This is a genomic window from Herpetosiphon geysericola (assembly GCF_001306135.1).
GTDB lineage: Bacteria > Chloroflexota > Chloroflexia > Chloroflexales > Herpetosiphonaceae > Herpetosiphon > Herpetosiphon geysericola.
This window is the reverse complement of the sequence record NZ_LGKP01000007.1, coordinates 85,968-112,057: the sequence shown is the minus strand read 5'-3', so window position 1 is coordinate 112,057 and position 26,090 is coordinate 85,968. Positions and strand designations below refer to the sequence as shown.

General features: G+C 51.2%; 22 protein-coding genes. 16 read left to right on the top strand and 6 right to left on the bottom strand.

Translation table 11 applies throughout. From position 1 onward, the window contains the following. Positions 1–119: 119 nt before the first annotated feature. From SE18_RS03390 to SE18_RS03360, 7 genes are all read left to right on the top strand, one after another. The gene (locus tag SE18_RS03390; protein WP_054533014.1) at positions 120–1,439 is read left to right on the top strand and encodes a MiaB/RimO family radical SAM methylthiotransferase; all 1,320 of its coding nucleotides are present in this window, start codon (positions 120–122) and stop codon (positions 1,437–1,439) included. Continuing rightward, positions 1,436–2,365 carry a CPBP family intramembrane glutamic endopeptidase gene (locus SE18_RS03385; RefSeq protein WP_054533013.1) on the top strand — a complete coding sequence of 310 codons (930 nt, stop codon included), beginning with the start codon at positions 1,436–1,438 and terminating at the stop codon, positions 2,363–2,365. The genes SE18_RS03390 and SE18_RS03385 overlap by 4 nt, the downstream gene beginning before the upstream one ends. Positions 2,366–2,448: 83 nt before the next feature. Next, positions 2,449–3,276 (top strand): tetratricopeptide repeat protein, encoded by an 828-nt coding sequence (locus SE18_RS03380; protein WP_054533012.1) that lies wholly within the window; start codon positions 2,449–2,451, stop codon positions 3,274–3,276. A 66-nt stretch (positions 3,277–3,342) separates the two neighbouring features. Further along, a complete protein-coding gene (locus SE18_RS03375; protein ID WP_054533011.1) occupies positions 3,343–4,089 on the top strand; it encodes an ATP-grasp domain-containing protein in 747 nt (248 codons plus the stop codon). Positions 4,090–4,119: 30 nt separating this feature from the next. Then, complete coding sequence (locus SE18_RS03370) at positions 4,120–4,500, top strand: hypothetical protein (RefSeq protein ID WP_152976542.1); 381 nt, start codon at positions 4,120–4,122, stop codon at positions 4,498–4,500. Between the two features lie 122 nt (positions 4,501–4,622). Further along, the gene (locus tag SE18_RS03365) at positions 4,623–5,627 is read left to right on the top strand and encodes an alpha/beta fold hydrolase (protein WP_054533009.1); all 1,005 of its coding nucleotides are present in this window, start codon (positions 4,623–4,625) and stop codon (positions 5,625–5,627) included. A 58-nt stretch (positions 5,628–5,685) separates the two neighbouring features. Continuing rightward, entirely contained in the window at positions 5,686–6,513 is an 828-nt protein-coding gene (locus SE18_RS03360; RefSeq protein ID WP_054533008.1) for an NAD(+)/NADH kinase, read from the top strand. Here SE18_RS03360 and SE18_RS03355 read toward each other — a convergent pair. Continuing rightward, the gene (locus tag SE18_RS03355; RefSeq protein WP_054533007.1) at positions 6,488–7,249 is read right to left on the bottom strand and encodes a hypothetical protein; all 762 of its coding nucleotides are present in this window, start codon (positions 7,247–7,249) and stop codon (positions 6,488–6,490) included. The genes SE18_RS03360 and SE18_RS03355 overlap by 26 nt on opposite strands. A gap of 314 nt (positions 7,250–7,563) precedes the next feature. Here SE18_RS03355 and SE18_RS03350 point away from each other — a divergent pair, with 314 nt between their 5' ends. The 3 genes from SE18_RS03350 to SE18_RS03340 are packed head-to-tail and all read left to right on the top strand — an operon-like array spanning position 7,564 to position 11,381. Beyond that, positions 7,564–9,609, top strand: a complete 2,046-nt coding sequence (locus tag SE18_RS03350) for a thioredoxin domain-containing protein (RefSeq protein WP_054533006.1) — start codon at positions 7,564–7,566, stop codon at positions 9,607–9,609. 54 nt (positions 9,610–9,663) lie between these two features. Then, positions 9,664–10,308 carry a DUF6483 family protein gene (locus SE18_RS03345; RefSeq protein ID WP_054533005.1) on the top strand — a complete coding sequence of 215 codons (645 nt, stop codon included), beginning with the start codon at positions 9,664–9,666 and terminating at the stop codon, positions 10,306–10,308. A 32-nt stretch (positions 10,309–10,340) separates the two neighbouring features. Then, positions 10,341–11,381, top strand: coding sequence for a Gfo/Idh/MocA family protein (locus SE18_RS03340; RefSeq protein WP_054533004.1), 1,041 nt, complete (start codon positions 10,341–10,343; stop codon positions 11,379–11,381). A gap of 55 nt (positions 11,382–11,436) precedes the next feature. Here SE18_RS03340 and SE18_RS03335 read toward each other — a convergent pair whose 3' ends face one another. From SE18_RS03335 to ltaE, 3 genes are all read right to left on the bottom strand, one after another. Then, positions 11,437–12,474, bottom strand: a complete 1,038-nt coding sequence (locus SE18_RS03335; protein WP_054533003.1) for a UDP-glucose--hexose-1-phosphate uridylyltransferase — start codon at positions 12,472–12,474, stop codon at positions 11,437–11,439. Between the two features lie 10 nt (positions 12,475–12,484). Beyond that, complete coding sequence (locus SE18_RS03330; RefSeq protein ID WP_054533002.1) at positions 12,485–13,564, bottom strand: M24 family metallopeptidase; 1,080 nt, start codon at positions 13,562–13,564, stop codon at positions 12,485–12,487. An 88-nt stretch (positions 13,565–13,652) separates the two neighbouring features. Beyond that, entirely contained in the window at positions 13,653–14,687 is a 1,035-nt protein-coding gene (ltaE, locus tag SE18_RS03325; RefSeq protein ID WP_054533001.1) for a low-specificity L-threonine aldolase, read from the bottom strand. 198 nt (positions 14,688–14,885) lie between these two features. Here ltaE and SE18_RS03320 point away from each other — a divergent pair, with 198 nt between their 5' ends. Continuing rightward, entirely contained in the window at positions 14,886–15,620 is a 735-nt protein-coding gene (locus SE18_RS03320) for an SIMPL domain-containing protein (RefSeq protein WP_054533000.1), read from the top strand. 203 nt (positions 15,621–15,823) lie between these two features. Here the strand turns inward: SE18_RS03320 and SE18_RS03315 are convergent, their stop codons facing one another. Then, a complete protein-coding gene (locus tag SE18_RS03315) occupies positions 15,824–16,180 on the bottom strand; it encodes an OsmC family protein (protein ID WP_054532999.1) in 357 nt (118 codons plus the stop codon). 45 nt (positions 16,181–16,225) lie between these two features. Between SE18_RS03315 and SE18_RS03310 the strand changes: the two genes are divergently transcribed. Both SE18_RS03310 and SE18_RS03305 read left to right on the top strand, forming a co-directional pair. Further along, positions 16,226–17,197, top strand: a complete 972-nt coding sequence (locus SE18_RS03310; protein WP_054532998.1) for a TolB family protein — start codon at positions 16,226–16,228, stop codon at positions 17,195–17,197. 45 nt (positions 17,198–17,242) lie between these two features. Then, a complete protein-coding gene (locus SE18_RS03305; RefSeq protein WP_054532997.1) occupies positions 17,243–17,491 on the top strand; it encodes a hypothetical protein in 249 nt (82 codons plus the stop codon). Positions 17,492–17,559: 68 nt separating this feature from the next. On the opposite strand, the gene queA is transcribed toward SE18_RS03305, so the two are convergent. Then, the gene (queA, locus tag SE18_RS03300) at positions 17,560–18,600 is read right to left on the bottom strand and encodes a tRNA preQ1(34) S-adenosylmethionine ribosyltransferase-isomerase QueA (RefSeq protein ID WP_054532996.1); all 1,041 of its coding nucleotides are present in this window, start codon (positions 18,598–18,600) and stop codon (positions 17,560–17,562) included. An 816-nt stretch (positions 18,601–19,416) separates the two neighbouring features. Between queA and prfA the strand changes: the two genes are divergently transcribed. The 3 genes from prfA (at position 19,417) to SE18_RS03280 (ending at position 25,264) form a co-directional block, all read left to right on the top strand. Beyond that, complete coding sequence (gene prfA / locus SE18_RS03295; protein WP_170206266.1) at positions 19,417–20,502, top strand: peptide chain release factor 1; 1,086 nt, start codon at positions 19,417–19,419, stop codon at positions 20,500–20,502. An 11-nt stretch (positions 20,503–20,513) separates the two neighbouring features. Continuing rightward, complete coding sequence (gene add, locus SE18_RS03290; protein WP_054532994.1) at positions 20,514–21,554, top strand: adenosine deaminase; 1,041 nt, start codon at positions 20,514–20,516, stop codon at positions 21,552–21,554. A 410-nt stretch (positions 21,555–21,964) separates the two neighbouring features. Beyond that, positions 21,965–25,264, top strand: coding sequence for a helicase-related protein (locus SE18_RS03280; protein ID WP_054532992.1), 3,300 nt, complete (start codon positions 21,965–21,967; stop codon positions 25,262–25,264). Positions 25,265–26,090: the final 826 nt, after the last annotated feature.

Below are 26,090 nucleotides of genomic sequence, written 5' to 3'. Positions count from 1 at the left end.
TTTGGGCTGCAAACGTGGCTTAATTGGCTTAAACTCTCGCTTGCGACGGTTGCGATGGCCTGATTCCTAGGCTATAATGCTGCGACTTTTGCTATTAACGACGTAAAGGCTATAGGGTTATGGAACGAAATCGCTATTTTGTATGGACAGTTGGCTGTCAAATGAACGTCTCTGATTCAGAGCGTCTCGAATCGGCGCTGCAAGGGGTAGGCTATACTCCTGCTGAGCAAGCAGAAGATGCCGATTTTATTGTATTAAATTCGTGCTCAGTGCGCGCCAATGCTGAAGAAAAGATTATCGGCAAAATTACCGATATTCAACGGATCAAGCGCGAGCGGCCTGATACCAAAATTGTGCTGTGGGGCTGTATGGTCGGCCCAAATAATCAATCGATCTTCAAGAAAAAATTACCAATGGTTGATCACTTTGTCTCGCCATCGGCGGTTGACGAAGTGTTGGCCTTAGCGCCAAACCCAATCTACCAGCTTGACGAGCCTGCCTTGCCAGTCGCCGATTGGGAAGTGCCGCCAGTCAATGTGCATGTGCCAATCAATTATGGCTGCAATATGTCGTGTGCCTATTGTGTGATTCCGCTGCGTCGTGGCAAAGAGCGCTCACGCTCCATGGCCGAAATTGCCGATGAAGTGCGCCGAATTTGTGCCCGTGGAGCCAAGGAAATTACCTTGCTGGGCCAAATTGTCGATTCGTATGGCCACGATTTGCCCGGGCGACCCGACCTTGCCGATTTGCTCGACTATATTCACGATACCCCGGGTTTGGTGCGCTTGCGCTTCTTGACCTCGCACCCAGCCTTTATGAGCGAAAAATTATTACACACAATTGCCCGCTTGCCCAAAGTGATGCCCGACATCAACTTGCCAATTCAGGCAGGCGATGATCAATTGCTCAAGGTGATGAAGCGCGGCTATACCGTCGCCAAATACACCAAATTGATCGAACGGATTCGCGAGATTATACCGAATGTCTCGTTGAGCACCGATATTATTGTTGGCCATCCTGGCGAAACCCGCGAGATGTTCGAGCGCACGTTGGAAATGGTCGAAAATTTGCGCTTCGATAAAGTGCATATTGCTGCCTATTCCTCGCGGCCTGGCACCAAAGCTGGCGAGATGGAGCTTGACCCAGCTTTGGCAGTTGAACATGGAGAAAAGCAATATCGCCGGATTGCGCTTGAGCGTTTGCAAGAACGAATTATTACTGAGCGCAACGAAGAGCTTTTAGGCCATGATGTTGAAGTGTTGGTCGAAGAATTTACCAAAGGCAAGTGGCGCGGTCGCGATCGCAACAACAAATTGGTCTTTTTCGAGGCCGAAGGCAATTGGTATGGCAAAGTGGTCAACATTCATGTGACCGAAACCAGGCCATGGTGGCTAGGCGGCGATCTGGTTGGCGAAGCGCTGGCAGTAGGTGCAGTATGAGCTACGGCAACGACGACCAACAGCGCGAACGCAACGACGCAGTATTAAAAGCCTTGGGCGGCGTACCGCAACCACCAATTGCCCCACCGCAAGCTTTGCCCCAACAGCAAATACAGCAAGCTGGTTGGTATCCAGCCGATCAGGCCTATCAAGTGCCGCAGGTGCTTGTAACCGAAGAAGGTCAAAGCAGCACGCCAATGGCCTATTGGGTATTGCCCGATTTGATTATTGGCTTTTTGATTGCGGTCATTTTGCAAGTGGTAATTATGGTTGGCTATATGCTGGCCAAGGGTTTAAGCAGCCTTGATGAGATTCAAGGGTTGCTGACCGACCCAACCTTTATGTTGCTGAATGCGCCGACCTTGGGCTTAGGCTTTACCATGGCAAGCATCTTGCGGGTCAAGCTGCTGCGCAAATTACCCTTGGCGTGGTTTGGGCTAAACAGCAAAAAGCTGGGCCTTGCCTTGGGGCTTGGGTTTGTGGCTGGCATAAGCTTTTTAGTGACCAACTTTATCTCTGGCTTAATTGGCACAGCCTTGGGCAGCAATCCTGATCAGCAAGATCAATTGATAGGCCCATTTCGCGATGCAAGCAACCTGCAAATTGGCCTCTTTGGCCTGTTTGTGGTGATTATTGGGCCATTTTTAGAGGAAGTCTTTTTTCGGGGCTATGCGTTTCGGGCCTTACGCCAAAAGCTCGGCGTAACTTGGGGCGTGGTGTTGAGCGCAGTTATGTTTGCGCTGCCGCACGTTTTTGGGGTGACGACTGGCTATATTGCCTTGTTGATTCCAATTTTCTTGGGCGGGGTCATCTTAGCGATTGTCTACCACTACACCAATAACTTGTGGAGCGCTGTTTTAGCCCACTCCATGAACAACTTTGTTGGCTTTCTCGGCCTGCTTGCGGCCTTGAAACTCGACGTTTAAGCATTAGCTGTTTTCGGATTAGTTTAAAGCGGATGTGGCGCGAGCTGCATCCGTTCTGTGTGATTAAAACCTGGAGGAAACCAGTGTCCAAGCAAGATGATAAGATGCGTATTCGCAATCGTTTAATTGATCAGGCGATTAGTGAGGCTGCTAATAATCAGTGGGAAGCGGCAATTGAACTCAATCGCAAAGCAATCGAACTGGCCGAAGATCCAGAAACCTATAACCGTTTAGGCAAAGCCTTGCAAGAAGTCAATCGGTATAGCGAAGCACTCGAAACCTATCAAAAAACTCTGAAGTTGGCTCCAAGCAATATCATTGCGCGCCGCAACATCGATAAGCTAACGCCATTGTTGAGCAGCGAAGGCAAAACCAACCAACGCAGCCGCGAGTTGGTCGATTTGCGCTTGTTTGTGAGCGAAACTGGCAAAACTGGGATTACAACCCTGACCAATCTTGCTAACCCAGGGCTGGTGAGCCAATTGGGCAGTGGCGAAAGCGTCGAGTTGCGCCACGAAGGCCGCTTGCTGAATGTGTATACCAGCGATGGCATTTTGATTGGGCGGATCGAGCCAAAATTGGCCCAACGCTTGGCCGAGTTGATCGATGGCGGCAATAAATATGCGGCAGCGATTGCCCACATCGAAAATGGCCAAGTGCGGATTGTAATTCGCGAAACCTTCCAACACCCTTCGCAACGCACCAAAATCTCGTTCCCTGGCAAGCTCAGCGGCGATATGGGTTCGTTCCGGCCATACGTTCGCGATTACTCGTTGCGCTACGATTTCGATGGCGATGACGACGATGAAGTTGATGAAATGGGCGAAGAAGAAGAAGAAGATCTCGACGAAATGAGCCTCGATGACGTTGATAACGACGACGGCGACGACGACGACGAGTTGGGCAGCTAGTTCGGCTCACTCTCGCCCCTCATCTGCAATTGATGAGGGGCTTTTTGATTAACCGAGGTTGTAACGATGGACGAGGTTCACCAGCAGCCAACCCTTGTGCTTTCACCGCGCTATACGCCAGATTCACAGGCCTTGTGGCGGGCGGCAATTCAACGTGGCTGGCATGTTCAGCGGCTTACTCATTGGACAGCGCCGCCACAAGTGCCGATTAATCCTCCTGTTGTGCTTTACCTAGAAGGTGGATTTGCCCACCCGATTGCAGAAGCGTTGGGTTTGAATCTCCCTGAACCGCCAGATACCTGGCTACCGCGACTTCCTATGCAATATCGCCAGCGCCAGATTCAATTAACCAGTATTGAAACTGCTCAGGCTATGCTGCCAGCCTTTGTAAAACCGCCAAACGATAAACGCTTTCCAGCCAAGGTGTATATGCCAAACGACAAACTGCCTACTGACGCGGTTGATCTTCCTGTGTTGGTGGCGGAAGTCGTGGTTTGGGAGAAGGAATTTCGCTGCTTTGTGCTTGATCGTCAATTACGTACTGCTTCGCTTTATGCTCGCTATGCTGCGCCCCAAGATGAAGCTGATTTTGCGAGCACTGCCGAGGAACATGCTGAGCTTGAGCAATTTTTGCAGCACCTTTTGGATGATCCGCAGGTTGAACTTCCGCGTGCTGTGGTAATCGACGTTGGCGTAATTGCAGGACGTGGCTGGGCGGTGGTTGAACTTAACGCAGCTTGGGGGGCAGGCATCTATGGCTGTGATCCTGCGCAGGTGCTTGAAGTTGTGCGCTATGCAACTGAACCCCTGTAATATATGGAAGTTTACTGAGATATGATTGGCGTGAATCATACTCGATGGATTGAAGCGAATTGCTTTTGGTGGTTATGTGCCAAGCATCAGCCAATTGCGCAATTAATTCCTGTCAGTGGTGATTTTCCATGGCACTATTTTCAGCTCCAGCGATTACCAGCCTACACCAGCTATAGTTCCATGTTTGCGCTTGAATGGGCCTTGTGCCAAGCAGATCCCAATCGATCTCAGGCACCTTTTCAAGCTTCAATTGCGCTTAAACTGCTGAACTATATTCGCCAGCATACCTATGTTTTGTATGGTCAGCCAGGCGATTTTACGCTGTGGCGGGGCTATTACGCCCATTGTGATGGCCAAACTATTTGGTTTAAGCGTGGAACCCACCAGCCACTCGACAATAATCCTCTATGAAGCGTCCGCAAGATCGATGCTGCCATCGCCCGAATTGACGAGGGCCGTTCACCCTGATTAACCTATGGTTTGGCGCTGGCTTGGCTATAGTTAGGCTATATCTTTTGATTTAAGGAATAGCCATGAATACACAACCAAAACGTTCGCTGTTACGGCGGATTGGGCGCTGGATGCGCTGGCTTGGCCTCTTGATTGTTGGGTTACTGATTGGGGGCTGGTTTTTTCAACGCTGGGCCAGCCAGCGTGATCGCCAACGCTTTTTGCCTGCTGAGCAGCAAATCATGGTCAATGGCCATGCGATGCGCCTCGTTTGTATGGGGAGTGGTAGCCCAACGATTGTGCTCGAAGCAGGCTTAGGTGATAACGCCGATGTTTGGGGCTTGGTTCAACCAACATTAGCTGAGCAATATCGAGTTTGTGCCTACGATCGGGTTGGCATGGGTTGGAGCGATGCTGTTGCAGGCAAGGCAGATAGTGGCTCGATTGCCCAAACTTTGCAAGAACTGCTCAATCAAGCCAAAATTTCAGGGCCATATGTGTTGGTTGGTCATTCCGCTGGCGGTTTGTATATCCGCGACTATGCCCAGCGCTACCCTGATGATGTTGTTGGTTTGGTGCTGGTCGATTCATCGCACGAACAACAGCAACAACGACAGCCCAAGCTTGCCGACGATCCCTTTGAATTAATGCGTCAGTCGATGCTGGTCTGTGATGCGGTTGCTCCTTTTGGGATTATTCGCGGCATTGGGTTATTTGACCAAGCGCAAGCCACCTATGCCAAGCTGCCAGCAGCCAATCAAGCCTCGATTCGCGCCAGTTCCTATCAAAATGCCACCTGTGAATCACTTGCAGCAGCGTTGCAAGCAGTGCAGCAAGATTTGAATCGTGCCCAAGCGCCGCAACCGCTCAACGACTTGCCGTTGGTTGTGCTCACCCGTGGTATGGCCGAGCCTGCAATGACCGAGGAATTTGAACAAGTTTGGGATGAATTGCAACACGAATTGACCCAGCTTTCGAGCAATAGCCAGCAGCAGATTGCTGAACACAGTGGCCATTACATACACCTTGATCAACCAGAGCTGGTGATTGATGCGGTGAAATGGGTGGTGCGCCAAGCAGCCAAATAGCGAGCGGCCTAGTGAGTGTGTTATGATGCAGCGCAGAATGGCCACCACAGGAGGCGCTATGCAAACAATTGGCGTTTTATACAATCCCCTTGTGCCTGCAACAGCCCAAGCAGGGGAACGAATTGCGGCTTGGTTAGGCGAACGAGGGTTAAGTGTGTGGCTAGGCACATCGCAAAGTGCCCGCGATGAGCCAGAGTTGGTCGCACCCTGCGAATTGTTGTTGGCGTTGGGCGGCGATGGCACGGTGTTGCGCGCTGCCCGGGTTGGTATCACCCACACGATGCCAATTTTGGGCGTGGCGATGGGCCACCTCAGCTTTATGGCCGAAGTAACCGAAGAATCGGTCTTTGAAGGGCTTGAGGTGTTGCTCAGCGGCGGCGGCTGGTACGATCAGCGCACCTTGGTGCGAGCACGGGTGTTGCGCCAAGGCCAAGAGATCTACAACGATTTGGCCTTGAACGAGGTGTTGCTCTCGCGGCGTGATGTGGCGCGCGTCGTCCATGTTTCAGTTGCGATCGACGACATGCCACTGACCAGCTATCGTGCTGATGGGGTGTTGGTTTCAACCGCAACTGGTTCGACCGCCTATGCCTTAGCCGCAGGCGGGCCGGTGCTCGACCCGCGCTCCGATTCGTTGTTGTTGGTGACGGTGGCTGGCCACTTAACCAGTTTGCCAGCGCTGGTGCTACCGCCAGCAACTAAAATTACTTGGACGTTGGCCCGCCATCATCCAACGATTATTAGCCTTGATGGCCAGTGGTCGTTTCCGATTGAGCCTGATGATCAGATTGAGGTGACGCGGGCTGAAGAAATTTGTCGCTTTGCTCATGTCTATCCGCAAGCCCATTTTTATCAGACGCTTACTCAGCGCTTGCGTCGTCAGTAGCCTGTTCGCTGGCGAGCCATGTTTGGTAGCGCTGCAAGAGCAAGCCGCTAGTCTGCCGATAATCAGCCCATTGTTTATCGAGCGGCGCAAAGGCTTGCTCAAGCGCTTGCCACAAATTATCTGGTAAGGCCGAGGTTGGTTGGAGGCGCAAACTGCCTGCAACCGCCTCGACCACTTTCATGCAGCGCCGCGCAGGATGGTTGAGCAGCACCTCGGATAAGCGCCAGCCGCGCAAGGCACTCAACAAGGTCAAGGCTGTATAGATGCCACTCGAACGCCCCATTGCATCCAACAATGAGCTAGCTACTGGCTCGCTTTGTTGGCTTTGCCAAGTATAGCGCCAGGCCAAGCCATCGAGCGTATGCCCAATCGCCAAACTGACTAACATTAAATCGCCACTGCTGAAGGCGGGTAAGCGCGGCAAATTACCCACGAAATCGCCTAAGGCTTGGCCAAGCACCGATGTGCCCGCCGATCGGTTTTCGGCGACTGCCCGCAACCCACGCCAATAGCGCTGTGCTTGCTCGAGATTCAAATCAAGGTACGTTAATGTGTGATGTTCAAGCATCAACAGCCATGTAAACCAACGCCCAATTACCGCTGCCTCGCTTAGGCTGCGAAATGGCGCTAAATGGTGTAAAAGCTGGGTCGCACGGGTCACATGCTCCAAATCGGCGTGGGTATAACTGCCCATCCATGTGAGCAGCATTGGGTCAGGCAAGGCATGTTCGAGCATATATTTCTCCATCAATTGACATAATTTTCGTATTTGAGTAGGCCTGATGTATTCTCATTAAACACTGTTTGGTCTATATCTGTGCTGCTGTAATAATCCACCGAACAAATATTAGGGGTGCAGAGGGATGAAATCCCCTGCCTCTCCCTCCAGCGGATGGACGGAAGGATGGCGAATCCAAGTTTTTTGCAAATGGATCATTGCAATATTAAAGACTGGGGCTTGTGCCCATCAGCAGCGAAAGTTAGTACTCCATTAATCTCCTCGGCGCTAGACCTGCTATATACTACGTATAGCTTAGTTAAGGAGCCGTTATGGCAAATCGTTTAATTCATGAAACTAGCCCTTATTTGTTGCAACACGCCGAAAACCCCGTCGATTGGTATGCGTGGGGCGAAGAAGCCTTGCAACGTGCCAAACAAGATGATAAGCCAATTTTATTAAGTGTGGGCTATAGCGCCTGCCATTGGTGCCATGTGATGGCCCATGAATCGTTTGAAGACCCAGCGACCGCCGCTGTGATGAATGAATTGTTCGTCAATATCAAGGTCGATCGCGAGGAGCGGCCTGATATTGATTCGTTATATATGGCCGCTGTCCAAGCCATGACCCGCCATGGTGGCTGGCCGATGACGGTCTTTTTAACGCCCGAGGGCGCGCCGTTTTATGGCGGAACCTACTTCCCGCCAGAGCCGCGCCACAATATGCCCTCGTTTCAACAGGTGCTGCATGGCGTGGCCGAAGCCTACCGCGACCGCCGTGAAGAGGTGTTTCATAGCGCTGAACAAATGCGTGAGCATTTACAAGATATTTTGAGCTTTGATCTCGAAAAAGTGAAGCTCAGCAAAAGCCAGTTGAATGTTGCTGCTCAACGTCAAATGAGCCAATTTGATAGCCGCTTTGGCGGCTACGGCGGCGCACCCAAATTTCCCCAAGCCTTGATTTTTGGCATGGTTTTGCGCACGTGGCTGCGCAGCGAAGATCAAGATGCGCTGAATCAAGTGACCCAAACCTTGCAAGCAATGGCCAATGGCGGCATGTACGATCAGCTTGGCGGTGGTTTTGCCCGCTATTCGGTCGATGCCCAATGGTTGGTGCCGCACTTTGAGAAGATGCTCTACGACAACGCATTGCTCACTCAGCTGTATCTCGAAACCTACCAAGCCACCCACGAGCCGTTCTATCGCCGGATTGCCGAGGAAAGTATTGGCTATATTTTGGGCGAAATGACCAGCCCCGACGGCGGTTTTTACGCAGCAGAAGATGCTGATAGCGAAGGCGAAGAAGGCAAGTTCTACGTTTGGAGTTTGGCCGAGATTCAGCAATTGCTCAGCCCTGAAGATGCAGCGCTGGCCCAATTGTATTGGAATATTCAGCCAGAAGGCAATTTCGAGGGCCATTCGATTTTGTATGTGGCGCAAGAGCCAAGCGTGGTAGCCAAAGAGTTGAGCATTAGCGAAGAAGATTTGGCCCAGCGCATCGCTGCGATTCGGGCAACGCTCTTGGCCCAGCGCAATACCCGCATTCGCCCAGGCCGCGATGAGAAAATTTTGGCTTCGTGGAATGGCATGATGTTGCGCAGTTTGGCCTTTGCGGCGAATGTGCTCGACAACGAGGAATATCGCGCGGCAGCAATTCGCAATGCAGAATTCATCACCAGCAAGCTCTACAAAGATGGTCAGTTATATCGCTCCTACAAAGATGACCAAGCGAAATTTAAGGGCTACCTCGAAGATTACGCGTGTGTCGCCGATGGTATGATTGCCTTGTATGAGGCAACGTTTGATTTGCGTTGGTTGCAGGTGGCGATTGAATTGGCCGAAAGCATGACCGAGCGCTTTTGGGATGAAGAGCAACGTAGCTTTTTTGACACAGCCAGCGATCACGAACAATTGATCACCCGCCCGCGCGACCTCTACGACAACGCCACACCTGCTGGCAATTCGGTGGCGGTCGATGTGTTGCTGCGTTTGGCAACTCTGCTTGATCGCTATGAGTATCGCCAATATGCTGGAACCGTGTTATCCAATTTGAGCGGCGCGTTGATTCAGTTGCCTGGTGCGTTTGGGCGCTTGCTTGCTGCCGCCGATTTTGCTTTGGCCGAGCCACGCGAAGTTGCATTAATTGGCGATCCAGCTGATCCTCAATTCAAGGCTTTGTTGCAAGCAACCTATCGCAACTACCAGCCTAACAAAGTTGTCGCGGCCTGCAAGCCTGATGATCACGCGGCCCAAAGCCTAATTCCGTTGTTGGCCGAGCGACCGTTGCTGAACCAACAGGCCACGGCCTACGTTTGCGTGCGGCGCGCTTGTAAATTGCCAACCAACGATCCGAATGAGTTGATCAAGCAATTAGGCTAAATCGTGGGCGCAGTTTGGGGACAAACCTTAAACTGCGCTGTTTTTTGAGGATGTATGCGCGATTATATTTTACGGTTGATCGAACAATTTGGCCTGATTTGGCGCAAGATTGTGCGTTTGCGCGAGGCTGGCTCGCTCGAAGAAGCTCAAGCAACGATTAATAGTGCCTATCGCGATTTATTTGATACCAATAGCCATTTCGTCGATTTGCTGCCCGATGAAGATTTGCTCAAGCTGATTCAATATGAGGATACGATCGATCTTGATCGTTGTGCGGTGCTGGCCGCCTTGCACGTTGCCGAAGGCCAATGCTTCCAAGAACAAGGCATGATCGATGAAGCCTATCGGCGCTTTGATCGGGCCTTGCTGCTCTATGGGGCTTTGGTGCGTTCGGGCCAGAAGATTCCGCCCGAAGTGCGCGAAGCTGCCAGTGCTGGCCTAGCCGAATTGAGCAATTACGAGTTAGAGCCTGCAACTCTTGATGATGCTTGGCGCGTCTATGCAGCAGTTGGTGATTATCCTAATGCCGATGATCATCTCTGGCAGTGGCTTGAAGCCACCGAATTTGCCGAAGCTGCATGTAGCGATGCTCAGGCGTGGTATCATCAATTGCTCAGCAGCAGCGATGCAAGCCTTGAGCAATTGGGCTTGCCGCGTCAGGAAATCGAGCAAAGTCTCGCCCAACTCGACGCACGTTAGCCTTGCATTGCGCTCCAAGGGAGGTTTTTTTGATGAAGATTGCAATTATTGGCACCGGTTGGGGTGCTCGCGTTCAGGTGCCAGCTTTTCGTTCTGCTGGGCTGAAAATCGTGGGCATCGCCGCCCAAAATTATGAAAAAACGCAGCGCGAAGCTGCCACTTTAGAGGTTGAAGCTTTTGAAAACTGGCGCGATCTGCTGAGCAGCGATGCAGATTTGATTTCGATTGTGACTCCGCCTGGAACTCACTGCGAAATGAGTGTGGCTGCGTTGCAGGCTGGCAAGCATGTGTTGTGCGAAAAACCAACCGCGCTCAACCAGCTTGAAGCTCAAACCATGCTCGAAACCGCCCAAGCCCATCCTGAGCAATTAAGTTTGATCGATCATGAATTGCGTTTTTTGCCAATTTTTCAAATGGCGCGGGCTTTGATTAACGATAATGCGATTGGCCAGATTCGCCATGTCAATAGCAGCGTTATCTTCTCATCGCGCGCTGACCCGCAACGACCTTGGAATTGGTGGAGCGATAAAGAGCAAGCTGGTGGCGCGTGGGGCGCAATTGGCTCACATCAAATTGATATGTTGCGCTGGCTGTGTGGCGATTTTAGCTCGATTCGGGCCATTTTACACACCTTTGTTGGCGAGCGTCCTCTTGATGATCAGCTCTTGCCAGTTACCAGCGATGATTTTGCGACCGCCCAAGTGCGCTTGGTTAATGGCGGCTTCGCTTCAGTGATGATCAGCGGGGTGGCGGCTTTGAACGAAAACGACCGTATGATCATTCATGGCGAACATGGAGCAATCAAAATTGAAGGTGCGCGCTTGTGGCACGCCGAGCGTGATGGCGAATGGCAAGAGCGCACGCCCGCCCATACCGTGGCAATTCCCAGTGAAATCAGTGGTAACTTTCCGGTGGGAACGGTCTATCTTGGCCATGCACTAAAGGCCTACAGCCGTGGTCAGCACGATGCGCTAGCCCAAGCAGCCACCTTTGCTGATGGTTTGCTGACCCAAACCTTGCTCGATGCAGCCCATCGCTCCGACGAAAACGATGGCGGCTGGATTTCGATTTAGCACTTAAAGCCAAAGCCGCGCTCTGAACAAGAGCGCGGCTTTTTTCGTTAATCGCTTACTCAGCCTTCGTCCAATGTAGGCTGGGCAAATCACGCAGGCGTTGGGCGGCGGTTTCAGCGGTCAAATCGCGCTGGGCTTGGGCCAACATCTCGTAGCCAACCATAAATTTGCGCACCGTGGCTGAGCGCAACAATGGTGGGTAAATATGAGCATGCACCACGTGATGGGCGTAATCTGCGCCATCGCAGGGCGCATTGTGCCAGCCAAACGTATAGGGAAACGAGGTCTGAAATAAATTATCGTAGCGAATTAACGTATGGCTGAGCAAATCTGCAAGGCTATCGCGTTCAGCCTCGCTCAATTCGGCCAAGGTGCTGACTGCGCGGCGAGGCAAGAGCATGGTTTCATAGGGCCAAACTGCCCAAAATGGCACAACTGCCGCCCAATGCTCGTTGGCATACACCACCCGTTCATTCCGCGCCACTTCTTGCTCGACATAATCGAGTAGGAGTGGGCGTTGATGTTGGGCGAAATAGGCTTTTTGGCTGCGTTGCTCGCTGGCTACAATCGTTGGAATGCTTTCGTTAGCCCAAATTTGGCCGTGCGGGTGCGGATTGCTCGCGCCCATGGCGGCGCCACGATTTTCGAAAATCTCGACATGCTTGATCCAATCGATCGCTGCAAGCTCGCTAAATTGGCTAGCCCATAAATCGACGACCAAGCGAATATCGGGAATCTCCATTTCGGCCAAGGTTAAATCGTGGCGGGGCGAGAAGCAGATAACGCGGCAGATACCGCGCTCGCTGTGGGCTTGAAACAGGCCATCAGCAAGCGTTGCGCTGGGACTATCAGGCAGCAAGGCTGCAAAATCATTGGGAAAAACGAAGGTGCTGGTATAGGCTGGGTTGATCTCGCCATTGGCTCTGGTTACGCCAGGGCATAAATAACATGCGGCATCAAAGGCTGGGCGCTGATCAGGAATGACTTTTTCAACTTGACCCTGCCATGGGCGGGCAGTGCGATGCGGCGAAACTAAGACCCATTCATCAGTAAGTGGGTTGTAACGACGATGTGGTGTATCACTGAGATTCATTGGGTTGCTCCTAAATGACTAAGGGTAATGCTCGGCGTAGCCCTGCATATTCCACACTTGGCCAAGCAGGATCAACCGAGAGCACTTCGACCCCAGCGGCAGTGCGCAGAATGGTATCTTCGATTTTTACCCCAGCCAAACTTGGGTTCCATGCCATAGCCGTGTTGGCTTCGATAATTGTTGTCTCGCCTGGACGGGCCACAACTTCGCGCGATTGATAGCCAGTGGTGCCACCTTGATGCAAACGCTGCATTTGTTCAACCACGCCACGTTGGTTGTAGGCCGCAACTGCTGCTTCGTAGACTGCGCCAACCGTGCTGCCAACTTGCGCCGCCGCGATAATTTCGGCTTCGATTGCAATCACCTGTTCGTAGTTTGCGCGTTCGGCAGCGGTTTCTGGCCGAAAGTGCACATAGCGGCTGACATTGGCATACAAGCCAGCTTGGCGGGCACAAACCACCAGCATTGCGCGTTGGCCGATTGGCTCGTGAGTTGCAGGCAAGTGACCATACAAGGGCAAGCGTCGTTCGCCGCCAACCAAGGTCAAAGCTGGGTGAATGCCATGGCTCCAAAGCTCAGCGGCGGCTGCGCCTGCCAATTGAAATTCAGTCCAATCGGGCTTGGCTGCACTGAGCACTTTGGTCATAATGTGGGCGGTGGTGCGGCCAAGCGCCTGATAGCGCACAATTTCCTCTGGCACTAAGCGCAATTTAGCCGCGACTAACTCAGGCGGCAGCCCAACCTCGCCTTGAGCCGGCCGATCTGAGGCCACCAAGGTTGCGTTGCTCCATTCGCGCACTGCTTGGTTGCGCTGCTGCGGCGTGGCCCAACTGCTGGCCCAAAGTTGATATTCAGGCGGGATGCCTTGGTCGCGCAAGCGATCAACTTCAACTGAATCAGTGACGATAAAGGCCTGATCGGCGGTAATCACGACCTCGGCAATTCCAGTTTCAGTCGTCAAAATAACCACGTTATCGAGGCCAGCAGTGGCCCATGCAAACCAATCGACGCCACGCAAACGCACAGCGCCATATTTATAGCGGGCAATTGCTGCCCGAACATGTGCCAGTTTATTCGCTATTTCGCTCATCGCCCAATATCCTTGTCTAGTTACGATTCTTGATACCGTATAGGATACACGAGCCACAGGGCGCGCATGTGCAAAATTTGTAACGGGATTATGCGCTTTGCAACACGTCGGCAATAATTCTGGCGGCTTCGGCACATTGATCGCGATTAACATCAACGTGGGTCACGGCGCGTAAACGGCCTTTGAATGGCACGATCAATACTCCAACTTGACGTAAGCGTTCGGTCAATTGTTCAGGCGTAAAGCTGCTATCTCGTAAGCCAAACACAATAATGTTGGTTTGCACCGACGCCAAATCTAGCTCAATTTGGGGCAATTGGCTTAGGGCTTCGGCCAACATTTTGGCATTCACATGGTCATCGATCAAGCGCTCGCGGCCTTCGTTAAGCGCAATCAAGCCTGCTGCGGCAACTACGCCAACTTGGCGCATTCCGCCGCCCAGCATTTTGCGCCAGCGATGCACCTTTTTGATAAACTCCACCGAACCAGCCACCAGCGAGCCAATTGGCGCACCCAAGCCCTTGGATAAGCAGAATTGCACGCTATCGACGTGCTGGGTAATTGCACTTGCTGGCACGCCCAGCGCTACCGCCGCATTGAAAACCCGTGCGCCATCCATATGCACTGACAAGCCTTGGCTGCTGGCCCATTGACGCACTTTGGCCAAATACTCTAATGAAAGTACCGTGCCACCACAGCGATTGTGGCTATTTTCCAAGCACACCACGCCTGCTTGAGCAGCATGGGCATCGTAGGCAGGTCGCACCGCCGCATTCAGCGCCGCCAAATCTAGCTCGCCTTGGGCATTGGTTGGAATGGGATGAAACACCAAGCCACCCAAGGCCGAAGCACCGCCTGCCTCGTAATGATAAATATGCGATTCGTCGCCAAGCAACAGCTCTTGCCCACGCCCGGCATGGGCCAAAAGCGCCGCCAAATTGCCCATCGTGCCGCTTGGCACAAAGATTGCCGCCTCTTTGCCCACCACCTCGGCGGCATAGCGCTGCAATTGATTGACCGTTGGATCATCGCCAAACACGTCGTCGCCAACTTCTGCATGATGCATGGCCTCACGCATGGCCAAACTTGGCTTGGTTACGGTATCGCTGCGCAAATCGATCATCGTCAACTCCTTAGAATGCTCACGCGGGTTGCGGCAAAATCACCAAATAATTATATCAAAAGCTTGCGGGAACAAATTGCAAGCCGCTGGCGTTGAGTATACAGAAACCAAATAAGCAATGCTTAGCCCAAGCCGGAATGGTGCTGAACCCTGCTTATAGCGTTTACTTAATTCACTTGCTACTATGAGGAATGGATAATGAACACGCGAAATTCAATCATCGGTTGGTCGTTGGCACTGTTGTTGATTGTTGGGTTTGGAATTGCCTCATTGGTGATTTTGCCCCGTGGCAGTGCAGCCCAAACCGATACTTCAAACCGCAAACGGATTTCAGTTACAGGCCGTGGCGAAGTTAAAGTTACTCCCGATATTGCCTATGTGACGATTGGTGTGAACACCAACGCAGCAGATGCCAAAAGCGCTTTGAACGATAACAATGCCAAAATGAATGCTTTGATCGAACAATTGAAGGCCGCAGGCATTGCCGAAGCCGATATCCAAACCACCAACTTAAACATCTCACCAAGCTACGATTACTCAGGCAACACGCCAGTTTTGAAGGGCTACGATGCGATCAACAGCGTGCGGGTCAAAGTTTCGGTCAGCGCTGCTGGCGGCTTGTTGGATAAAGTCGTCGAAGTTGGCGCAAACAACATCTCAGGCTTGAGCTTCGACGTTGCCGACCCAGCTACATCATTGGAAGCAGCTCGCCAAGCAGCAATCAAAGATGCTCAATTGCGCGCCGAACAATACGCCGCTGTGAGCAACGCCCAAGTTGGCGAAGTGTTGGTCATTAGCGAAACCGTTACCCCAGTAACCTATCCTGGTTCATTTGAGCAATCACGCGATATGGCCGCTGGCAGTGGCGCGCCAATCCAACCTGGCCAACAAAGCCAAGTGATCGAAGTTCAGGTTATCTTCGAACTCAAATAAGCTAGCTACCGTCAAACCTGCTGGGCTTGCTCAAGTATTATGCTTGAGCAAGCTTTTTTTGTTTTGGCCGAGGGATCAGGTGTTGGGGGATGGGGATTGGTTGCGTGTTGCTTGGCCGATAGCCAAAAGCCATATCTTCGTGCTCTTCGTGTCCTTCGCGGTTCCGTCCTTCGTGTCCTTCGTGCGCTTCGTGGATCAAAAGCTTAAACTTGGCGAATCTCGATGAGTGGCGGATGCTCCAACGTGGCGTGGACTGTGCAATGCTGGGCCGCTCGCAACACCGCTGCCTGGCGTGCTTCGGTTAATGCTGTTGGCAGACTAACCTCAATTGCATAGTGATCGATCCGGCGTGGCTCGCTGCCAAAACTCCAACGAATACTCAAGCGCGTGCTAGTCAAATCAAGCTCGGCGGTTTCTGCATAGCGCTCCATTACGGCGGCAGTGCAGCCAACCAATGCCGCAGCCTGCAATTGCACTGGGTTTAAATCGGCGGGATAGCCAAATGCTTGAGCATCGAAGATTAAATCGAGTTGATTGGCTTGTGTAACAAAAATGCGCATAACGTACCTTTGATCAAAATGGATTCAGCTGTGTATGAGGGATGTATGTCACGTATTCGTAGCTTAGCATTAATTGGGTTAATTGCCAGTTTGACTGGTTGTGCGAATACAACCGCCGAGCCAACCACTGCTCCAACCAACCAGCCAACCGCCACCCTTGCCGCTGCCGCGACGCCGACAATCGGCGAGGTTGGGCCACGTTTGGTATTTGTGGCCAATCAGCCAAATCAAATGACGCTGATGCTGTCAGCGCTTGATGGCAGCGAACCCAAAGCGCTTAATCCAGATTTTCCACGGGCAATGGACCCAGCGTTCTCGCCTGCTGGCAATGAATTGGCTTTTGCAGTGCAAGATAGCGATGGCTTTAACATTTATATTAGTTCCGTTGATGGCACTAATTTAGTGCAAGTAACCAGCGAAGCGGGCGACGATCAAAGCCCAAGTTGGTCGCCTGATGGCCAGCAGTTGGTCTTTCAATCCAATCGTTCAGGCAACGATGAGATTTATCTGGTCAATCGCGATGGCAGTAATTTGTTGCAACTCACCAACGATCCAGCCCAAGATGGGATGCCAAGTTGGGCGCCTGATGGCAGTGTGATTGCCTTTAGCTCAGCGCGAGGCTTTAGCGGCGAGGAATCATCAGGCCGCGAATTATATGTGATTCAGCCTGATGGCCAAGCCTTGCAACAATTGACCAAAGCCCGGGGCCGCGCCCAAAATCCAAGTTGGTCGCCAGATAGCCAGCAACTGGCGTATGTGTTTTTTGAGAGCGCAATTGTCGGTGGCGATATTGCTGGCAACATGATTTATACGATCAAGCGTGATGGCAGTGAAGCCAAGTTACTCCAAGCCAATGCCTTCGATCCCCAATGGCTTGATCAGCGGATTGCCTTCACAACCTATGATGAGCAAACTTTTCATACTGCGCTACGTATCCTAGATCTGAATACGCTGCAAATCAGCGTGCCGCTGACAATGCCAGAAATTGATCTGATGCAGCCAGTTTTCAATCGCTAAATCAGATTAATTATGGTTGTTGGGTTGTAAGAAAGGATCGAGAGGATGCACATAGCACACTGCCCAATTTGCCAATCAAACAAGATTATTCCGAATGCGATGATCCATGAGCTAGAAAGTGATCTTAAACGACTGATGGTGACAGTTTACAGCAAACCTGAAGCCTTATTGCTGAAAAAACCAGTTGATACATGGGTGAAATGTGCAGTTTGTGGCAATTGCGGCCATATTATGCTGCATGCGGAAGATCCACAAGCGCTGTGGGAAGCATATCAAGCACAGAAAAACAGTTAATTTCGATCCACGAAGAGCACGAAGCAAGCAAACGTTCGTGTAGTTTCGTGCTCTTCGTGGATCAACGGTTAGAGAATTAACATGGCATCGCCAAACGAGAAGAAGCGATATTCGTGTTCAACCGCCTCTGCATAGGCGTGCATAATCTGTTCGCGGCTGGCCAAGGCACTCACCAAGAGCAATAAGGTTGATTTGGGCAGGTGAAAATTGGTAATTAAACTATTTACCACCCGATACTCATATGGCGGGTAGATGTAAATATCGCTCCAGCCCGAAGCTGGCTGAATTTCGCCAGCATCCAAATGTATCCCTTGGGCTTGCGCTACGGTTTCGACCACCCGCGTGCTGGTTGTGCCAACCGTGATAATTCGTCCGCCTGCAGCGCGGGTTGCATTGATTGCTTGGGCGGTTTCTGCAGAAAGCTCATACCATTCGCTATGAATTTGATGATCGAGCGCATTTTCGGTTTGCACAGGCCGAAACGTATCTAAGCCAACGTGCAGGGTAACGCTCGCCCAGCCAACACCTTGAGCTTTAACCTGCTCGATTAGCGCTGGTGTCCAGTGTAAGCCAGCGGTTGGGGCTGCCGCCGAGCCTGCTTGAGCGCTATACACCGTTTGATAGCGCTCTGGATCAGTCAGCGGAGCCGTGATATAGGGCGGGGTTGGCATTGAGCCAAGCTCTGGCAAACGCTGATTAATTGGCTGATTAAAGCAGACAATTCGGCTGCCACTTTCGAGTAATTCTTCGACCGTTGCTTCGGCCTGTGCGCCACTATGGCCAGTGATGATCAAGCGTGTGCCAATTGCAACTTTGCCTTTGATTAGCGCTTCCCAGCGTTGGGCATCTCGTTGTTTGAGCAGCAAGAGTTCGGTTTTGCCGCCGCTGGCTTTTTGGCCATACAAACGGGCTGGCAAGACTCGGCTATCGTTGGCAACCAACAGATCACCAGGCCGCAAATAGTGCCCAATCTCATAAAAATGGCGATGCTCAAGCTGGCCAGTGGCGCGATCGAGCACCAACAAGCGTGAATGGTCGCGTGGCTCAACCGGGGTTTGGGCGATCCGTTCTGGTGGTAAGTGATAATCAAAATCGGCAATTGGTAGCATGATCGTAGGCTATAGGCTATGGACAATAGGCTATAGATAAAAGTTTATCGTTCAGAAGCCATAGCTTACCATAGAAAAAGGATGAAGGATGAATTATGAGGGATGAAGTTAAGAACATAGAGCAAAGAACATACGAAAGGATGAAGGATGAAAGCAAAGTTCAGAAGTCAGAACAGAGAGTAAAGAGCAAAGAACATAAGAAGAAGGATGAGGGATGAATTATGAGGGATGAAGGAAAGGCAAAAGGCAGAAGGCAGAAGGCAGAAGGCAGAAGCCTAATCCTCAACATCTGTGGCTAAAAATGATCATTCGTAGCATTCGTGGCGAAAAATTTAACGCAGCGGCGCAGAGAGTTGAGGGCTTTTGGCTATGGGAGCATACTCTGTGGAATCTGGGGCTAAAAGTAGCCTTTGTGATTTCGCGATCTTCGCGGTTTCAATCCTTTGTGTTTTTTGTGCCCTTCGTGGCTCAATCGCTACTATGTTCTATGCTCTATGTGTACTGGTTCATCGCATTAGCAACCGCAGCATTCCCGCATCGCAACCCTATCCCAAGGGATGGTTGCGACGGAACACCACCCATCCGCAGGGTCATCAATGGATGCGTGGTGGACGCGTAGTACCCTTGAGGGGGTGCAGGGGGATTAAAGCCCCCTGCGTTTCCCGCTGGCGGGACGGAAGGGTGGAAAAGAAATATGGTGGTTAACGTGATGAACCAGTACATCTATGTTCTATGCTCTTTATTAAAAGCAGTATGCTATAATGACGCAGATACACCACCAAGATAAGGAATATCCATACAACTATGGAACCAGAAATTTTAGCTCGTCTCGCTCGTGTCGAGGCGCGATATATCGAACTCAATGATGAAATGACGCAGCCAGATGTACTGAGCGACCATGTGCGCCTAACCACCTTGGCTCGCGAACAAACCGAACTCGGCGAATTGGTTGGCCGCTATCGTGAGTTTCTGCAGGCAGAAAAAGCGCTCGAAGAATCCAAAGCCATGCTGCGCGAGGAAAATGATCCTGAGTTGCGCGAAATGGCCCAAATGGACATCGAGGAACTTTCAGCGCGCATGGAAGCAATTGGCGCCGAAGTTCGCGTCTTGTTGTTGCCTCGCGACCCTAACGACGAAAAGAACGTGATCATCGAAATTCGCCAAGGCGAAGGTGGCGATGAAGCAGCCTTGTTTAGTGCCGATGTGTACCGCATGTACCAACGCTACGCTGAAACTCGGGGCTGGAAAACCGAACTTATGTCGTTGAGCGAAAATGGCATTGGCGGCTTCAAAGAAGTTATTTTTGAAGTGCAAGGCCAAGGTGCATGGAGCCGCCTCAAATACGAGGGCGGCGTGCATCGCGTGCAGCGCGTGCCTGCAACCGAAGCTCGCGGTCGCATTCACACCAGCACAATTACCGTGGCGGTACTGCCAGAGGTTGAAGAAACTGCGGTTGAAATCAAGCAAGAAGATTACCGTATCGACGTGTATCGCTCAGGTGGTCACGGTGGCCAAGGAGTCAACACCACCGACTCGGCAGTGCGGATCGTCTATAAAGGCGGCACGCCAGATGAAATTGTGGTTGTCTGTCAAGATACTCGTTCGCAGATTAAAAATCGCGAAAGTGCCTTGAACGTGTTGCGTGCCCGCTTGTATGCCCGTGAACAAGAAAAACGCCAAAAAGAGCTTGGTGAATCACGCTTGGCTCAAGTTGGTAGCGGCGAACGGGCCGAAAAAATGCGCACCTACAACTACCCACAAGACCGAATTACCGATCATCGAATTGGCCAAAACATCTCTAACCTGCCTGTTGTTCTTGATGGCGCGCTGGATCGGTTGATCGACGCACTGGTTACTTACGACAACGCCGAACGGCTTAAGGCACTGGGTATGGGAGCCTAGGAGTTTGTTGCATGCACTCGCCGCTTGCTGAATTTATTCGACGCATGCCCAAATGTGAGCTTCACGTTCACCTCGAAGGCTCAATTACCCCGAAAACGTTGTTGGAGCTAGCGACGAAAAATGCTATTAGCTTGCCTGCTAACGATTTGGCGGGCGTTGAGCGCATGTTTCAATATGAACATTTCTTGGGCTTTTTAGATGTTTATCGCACCTGTGCCCGCTGTTTGATCCACGGTGAGGATTTTGAACGGGTTGCTTATGAGTTGGCCATCGATTTGGCTCAGCAACAGGTGCGGTATGCAGAAGTAATGCTCTCGCCTGCTCAGCACATGCAGCGCAACATGGATTTCGATGAGATTCTTGGTGGTGTTGCTGCTGGTTTTGCCCGTGCTGAGCGCGAGACAGGCATTCTTTGTCGGCCTGCCTTCGATTTTGGCCGTCAGTTTAGCCTTGATCAAGCGCTGCGAGCGGTCGAGTTGGCCCAAGCTGGCATGAAGTATGGCGTTGTTGCCTTTTCGATTGGCGGCGATGAGGCCAATTATCCGCCTGAGCCATTTGTCGAAGTTTTTGCTTTGGCCAAAGCAGTTGGGCTGCATGTGATGGCCCATGCTGGCGAGGTCGCAGGCGCCAATAGCGTGCGTGGCGCGGTCGAAATGCTCGGCGTCGATCGGATTGGCCATGGCTTTCGGGTGCTTGAAGATAGCGAATTGACCGAATTTTTGGCTCGGCGCGGCGATATTACCTTTGATGTCTGCCCAACCAGCAATATTCGCACTGGCGTGGTTGCCTCGTTTGAGCAACACCCCCTGCGCCAGATGCTCGATGCTGGTTTGCCAATAACCCTCAACTCCGATGATCCAGTCTTGTTCAATACCAGCGTAACCGGCGAGTATTTGCTGGCCGCCGAACGCTTCGATTTTGCGCTTGCTGATATTTGCAAAGTTGCGCTACAAAGCGCCAAAGCCTCGTTCTTGCCCGCCGAACAACGCCAACAATTACTGATTGAGTTTGAGCAACAGCAAGCCGACTTGCGCCGCGAATTAGGCCTATAGCAGAACATACATTTAGGGATCAGGGGTCGGGGGCTGGGGATCAGGTTATAGGCTATGAGACCTTAATCATCCAAATATGTGTCAATCTGTGGCGAAAAAAGCTTTCGTATGCTTCGTGGAGCGGAATTTTAACGCAGAGGCGCAGAGCTGTGAAAGTATGAAGGATGAGGGATGAAGGATGAGCTGTCAGAGGAACATCATCACAAAAATCTGTGGCATCTGTGGCAAACAATACGTATTCGTGCAATTCGTGTAATTCGTGGCGAAAAAACAAACCTTTGTGAGCTCTATGCTCTATGTTCTATGCTCTATATTCTTCGTGCTCTTTGTGCAATTCGTGGCGAAAAATAAACCTTCGGAGCTGTTAAGAGCCGCGGGGGTGTGGTCGTTTACTCAATGAGGGAGCGTGTATGTCAGAGTTTCAATCGGGAATTCGTGATAATCGTCAGCGTGGCTCGGTTGGCGATTTTTTGCGCCAGCATATTCAGCCCAATGCACAGTTAGCGGTGGTTTCTGCTTACTTTACGATTTATGCGTTTAATGAATTGCGCCAGCAATTAAGCTCGATAGAGCAGATGCGCTTTTTGTTTGGCGAGCCACGCTTTATTCGCTCACTCGACCCCGATAAAACCGACCAGAAAGCCTTTAATATTGAAGATGCTGGCTTGACGATTCACAATCGCTTGCAGCAAAAACGGATTGCTCGGGAGTGCGCCGAGTGGATTAGCCAGAAAGTTGAGATTCGTTCAGTCAAACGGGCAAATTTTCTCCATGGCAAAATGTACCATCTGCAACATGGGAATTTGGCGCAGGCAATCTTGGGTAGCTCCAATTTTACGGTGCGTGGCTTGGGCCTTGGCACTCAAAATAATATCGAGCTGAATCTTGAGGTCGATAGTAAACGCGATTTGGCTGATCTCAAACGCTGGTTTGATGAGCTGTGGGATGATCAAAGCTTGGTCTACGATGTTAAAGCTGCGGTCTTGGAGTACCTTAAACAGCTTTATCAGTATCCTAGCCCGCAATTTATTTACTATAAAACACTGTACCATTTGTTTGAACAGTTTTTGAATGACTACCAAGATCGGCAGTTGTTTGCTGAGCAAAGCCAATTTACTGATAGCGCAATTTGGCAAACGTTATTTACGTTTCAAAAAGATGGGGTGCGCGGCGCGATTAATAAAATTATGCGCCACCAAGGCTGTATTATTGCCGATAGCGTTGGCTTGGGCAAAACGTTTGAGGCCTTGGCAATTATTCGCTATTTTGAGCTGTTGAATTATCGGGTGCTCGTGCTATGCCCCAAAAAATTGCGCGATAATTGGACGGTCTATCAAGCCCATAACAATAGCCCGCTCAATCCCTTTTTACGCGATCGCTTGAGCTATACCGTGCTTTCGCATACCGATCTTAGCCGCGACCATGGCCGCAGCGGCGATATCGATTTGAGCACGCTCAATTGGGGCAATTATGATCTGGTGGTGATCGACGAATCGCATAATTTTCGCAATAATGTGCGCGGAAAGCGCGCCGACGATGGCAGCATTATTCGTAAAACGCGCTATGAACGATTAATGGATGAGGTGATTCGCAGCGGGGTCAAAACCAAGGTGCTGTTGCTTTCAGCCACCCCAGTCAACAACGACCTTAAGGATTTGCGCAATCAGTTGTATTTTTTGACTGAAAACGACGATGCTGCTTTTCGTGAAAGTTTGGGGATTGCAAGCCTGAGCCAAACCTTGACCACTGCTCAACGCACCTTTAACGATTGGGCAAAACAGGCTGGTGAGCGCTCAACCAGAGGCTTGCTTGATCAATTGGGATCTGAGTTTTTTGTGTTGCTCGATGAATTGACAATTGCCCGTTCGCGCAAACATATTCAGCGTTACTACGCTGATACCATGGCCGAATTGGGTGGCTTCCCTGAGCGCGCCAAGCCCCAAGCGCTCTACCCAGAGATCGACTTGCGCGGACGGTTTTTATCCTATGATCGCTTGAACGATGAGATTAGCCACTATCAACTTGCCTTATTTAGCCCGTCGGCCTATGTATTGCCCGAATTTGCCGCCGAATACGAGCAAACCAAGGTGCGCAATTTCAAGCAAGGGGTGCGCGAACGCTTTTTGATTGGCATGATGAAGGTTAATTTTCTCAAGCGTTTGGAAAGCTCGGTGCATTCGTTTGCCCTGACGATGGAACGCACGATTAACAAAATTGAGCTGCTTGAGCAGCGGATCGAACGCTTTAAACAGTTACGTAGCACTAGCAGCGAATTTGAGGTGCGCGAATTGAGCGCCAGTGATTTTGCGGGCGAAGGCTTTGATGAGGAGTTGCGTGAAGCGCTCGAAGTTGGCCAGAAATTTATCTATCGTATGGCCCACCTCGATGTCGATCGCTGGCTGCACGATTTGCGCCGCGATAAACAACAATTGGATTTATTGCTTTCGAGCGCCAGTATGGTTACGCCTGAACACGATGCCAAATTGAGCGTGCTCAAACAATTAATTGCCCAAAAAATTAGCCAGCCAACTATAACCAACCTTGGCACTGCCAATCGCAAGCTCTTGATTTTTACCGCCTTTGCCGATACTGCTCGCTATTTATATGAATGTTTGGCCGATTGGGCTAGCCAGCTGGGCGTGCATAGCGCCTTAGTAACTGGTGATGGGGCGAATCGCACGACCTTTGGCCAAGCAGAATTCAACCATATTTTGACTAATTTTTCGCCAATTGCCAAAAAACGGGCTCAGATTGCGAGTATGCCTCAAGATCAGCAGATCGATCTGTTGATTGCAACCGATTGTATTTCGGAAGGCCAGAATCTTCAAGATTGCGATTTGTTGATTAACTATGATATTCACTGGAATCCAGTGCGGATTATTCAACGCTTTGGGCGGATTGATCGAATTGGCAGCATTAATCCCGTGGTGCAATTGGTCAATTTTTGGCCAACGCATGATCTTAACAAATATATTAATTTGAAAAATCGGGTTGAGGCGCGCATGGCGTTGGTCGATATTTCGGCAACCTTTGAAGATAATTTGCTGGCTCCCGATGCGCTCGAAGATTTGGTCAGCAACGATTTGAAATATCGCGATAAGCAGTTGTTGCGCTTGCAAACCGAGGTGCTTGATCTCGAAGATTTGAGCGATAGTGTCGCAATTACCGATTTCAGCCTCGATGATTTTCGTATGGATTTGCTGCGCTTTTTGGAGCAAAATCGTACTTTGCTGCGTGATGCGCCGCTTGGTTTATATACGGTTGTGCCAGTCGATCCGCGCTATGAGATTATTCAGCCAGGCGTGATTTTTTGCTTGCGCCAACGTGATGGCCTTGCCCCAGAAGCCCGTGGCTCCCAAATTAACCCAACCCAGCCCTATTATTTGGTCTATCTTCGCAACGATGGCGAGGTGCGGCTACGCTTCACCCAACCTAAACATATTTTGGAGTTGATGCAAATTCTGTGTGCTGATGCTTCCCAACCGCATGAGCTCTTGTGTCGGCTCTTTGATCGCGAAACCAACGATGGCGATGATATGCAGCTGTACAATCGTTTACTCGATGCTGCAATCAATGCCACGATTGATGCAACCAAACAGCGTTCGGCCCAACAACTTACCCGCAATCGCGGCGGCTTGTTGCCAACAAGCAATCAACAGGTGCATTCGGCCAGCGATTTTGAGTTGATTACTTGGCTGGTGATTAAGTAGCAGGTGGGGATTAATATGGATAGGCTAGGGGCTATGGGCTTCATCACATTACCACCATCGTTCTTTTCCACCCTTCCGTCCCGCCAGCGGGAAACGCAGGGGGCTTTAATCCCCCTGCACCCCCTCAAGGACAATCCGCGACCAAACGGCATCCATTGATCAACCTGCGGATGCGTGGTGCGCAGTGAAAACCGATCGATAGAAGTGGCTGGGGTGCGGGAATGCCACGATTGATACCCTAATGAACCATTACAGGGGGTAGGTGTAATGGTTCATCACGTTAACCACCATCGTTCTTTTCCACCCTTCCGTCCCGCCAGCGGGAAACGCAGGGGGCTTTAATCCCCCTGCACCCCCTCAAGGACAATCCGCGACCAAACGGCATCCATTGATCAACCTGCGGATGCGTGGTGCGCAGTGAAAACCGATCGATAGAAGTGGCTGGGGTGCGGGAATGCCACGATTGATACCCTAATGAACCATTACAGGGGGTAGGTGTACTGGTTTATCACATTAACCACCATCGTTCTTTTCCACCCTTCCGTCCCGCCAGCGGGAAACGCAGGGGGCTTTAATCCCCCTGCACCCCCTCAAGGGCACGACGCGTCCACCACGCATCCATTGATGACCCTGCGGATGCGTGGTGGACAGCGAAAACCGACCCTCGATGGGGGTGGATTGCGGTAATCCGCTGGTTGCCAACGCAATGAACCAATATAGCTAGGGGCTATGGGCTTCATCCCTCATAATTCATCCCTCATCCTTTTGCCTTCTGGCTTTAGCTTCATAATTCATCCTTCATCCTCCATCCTTGTTCTGTATTGTT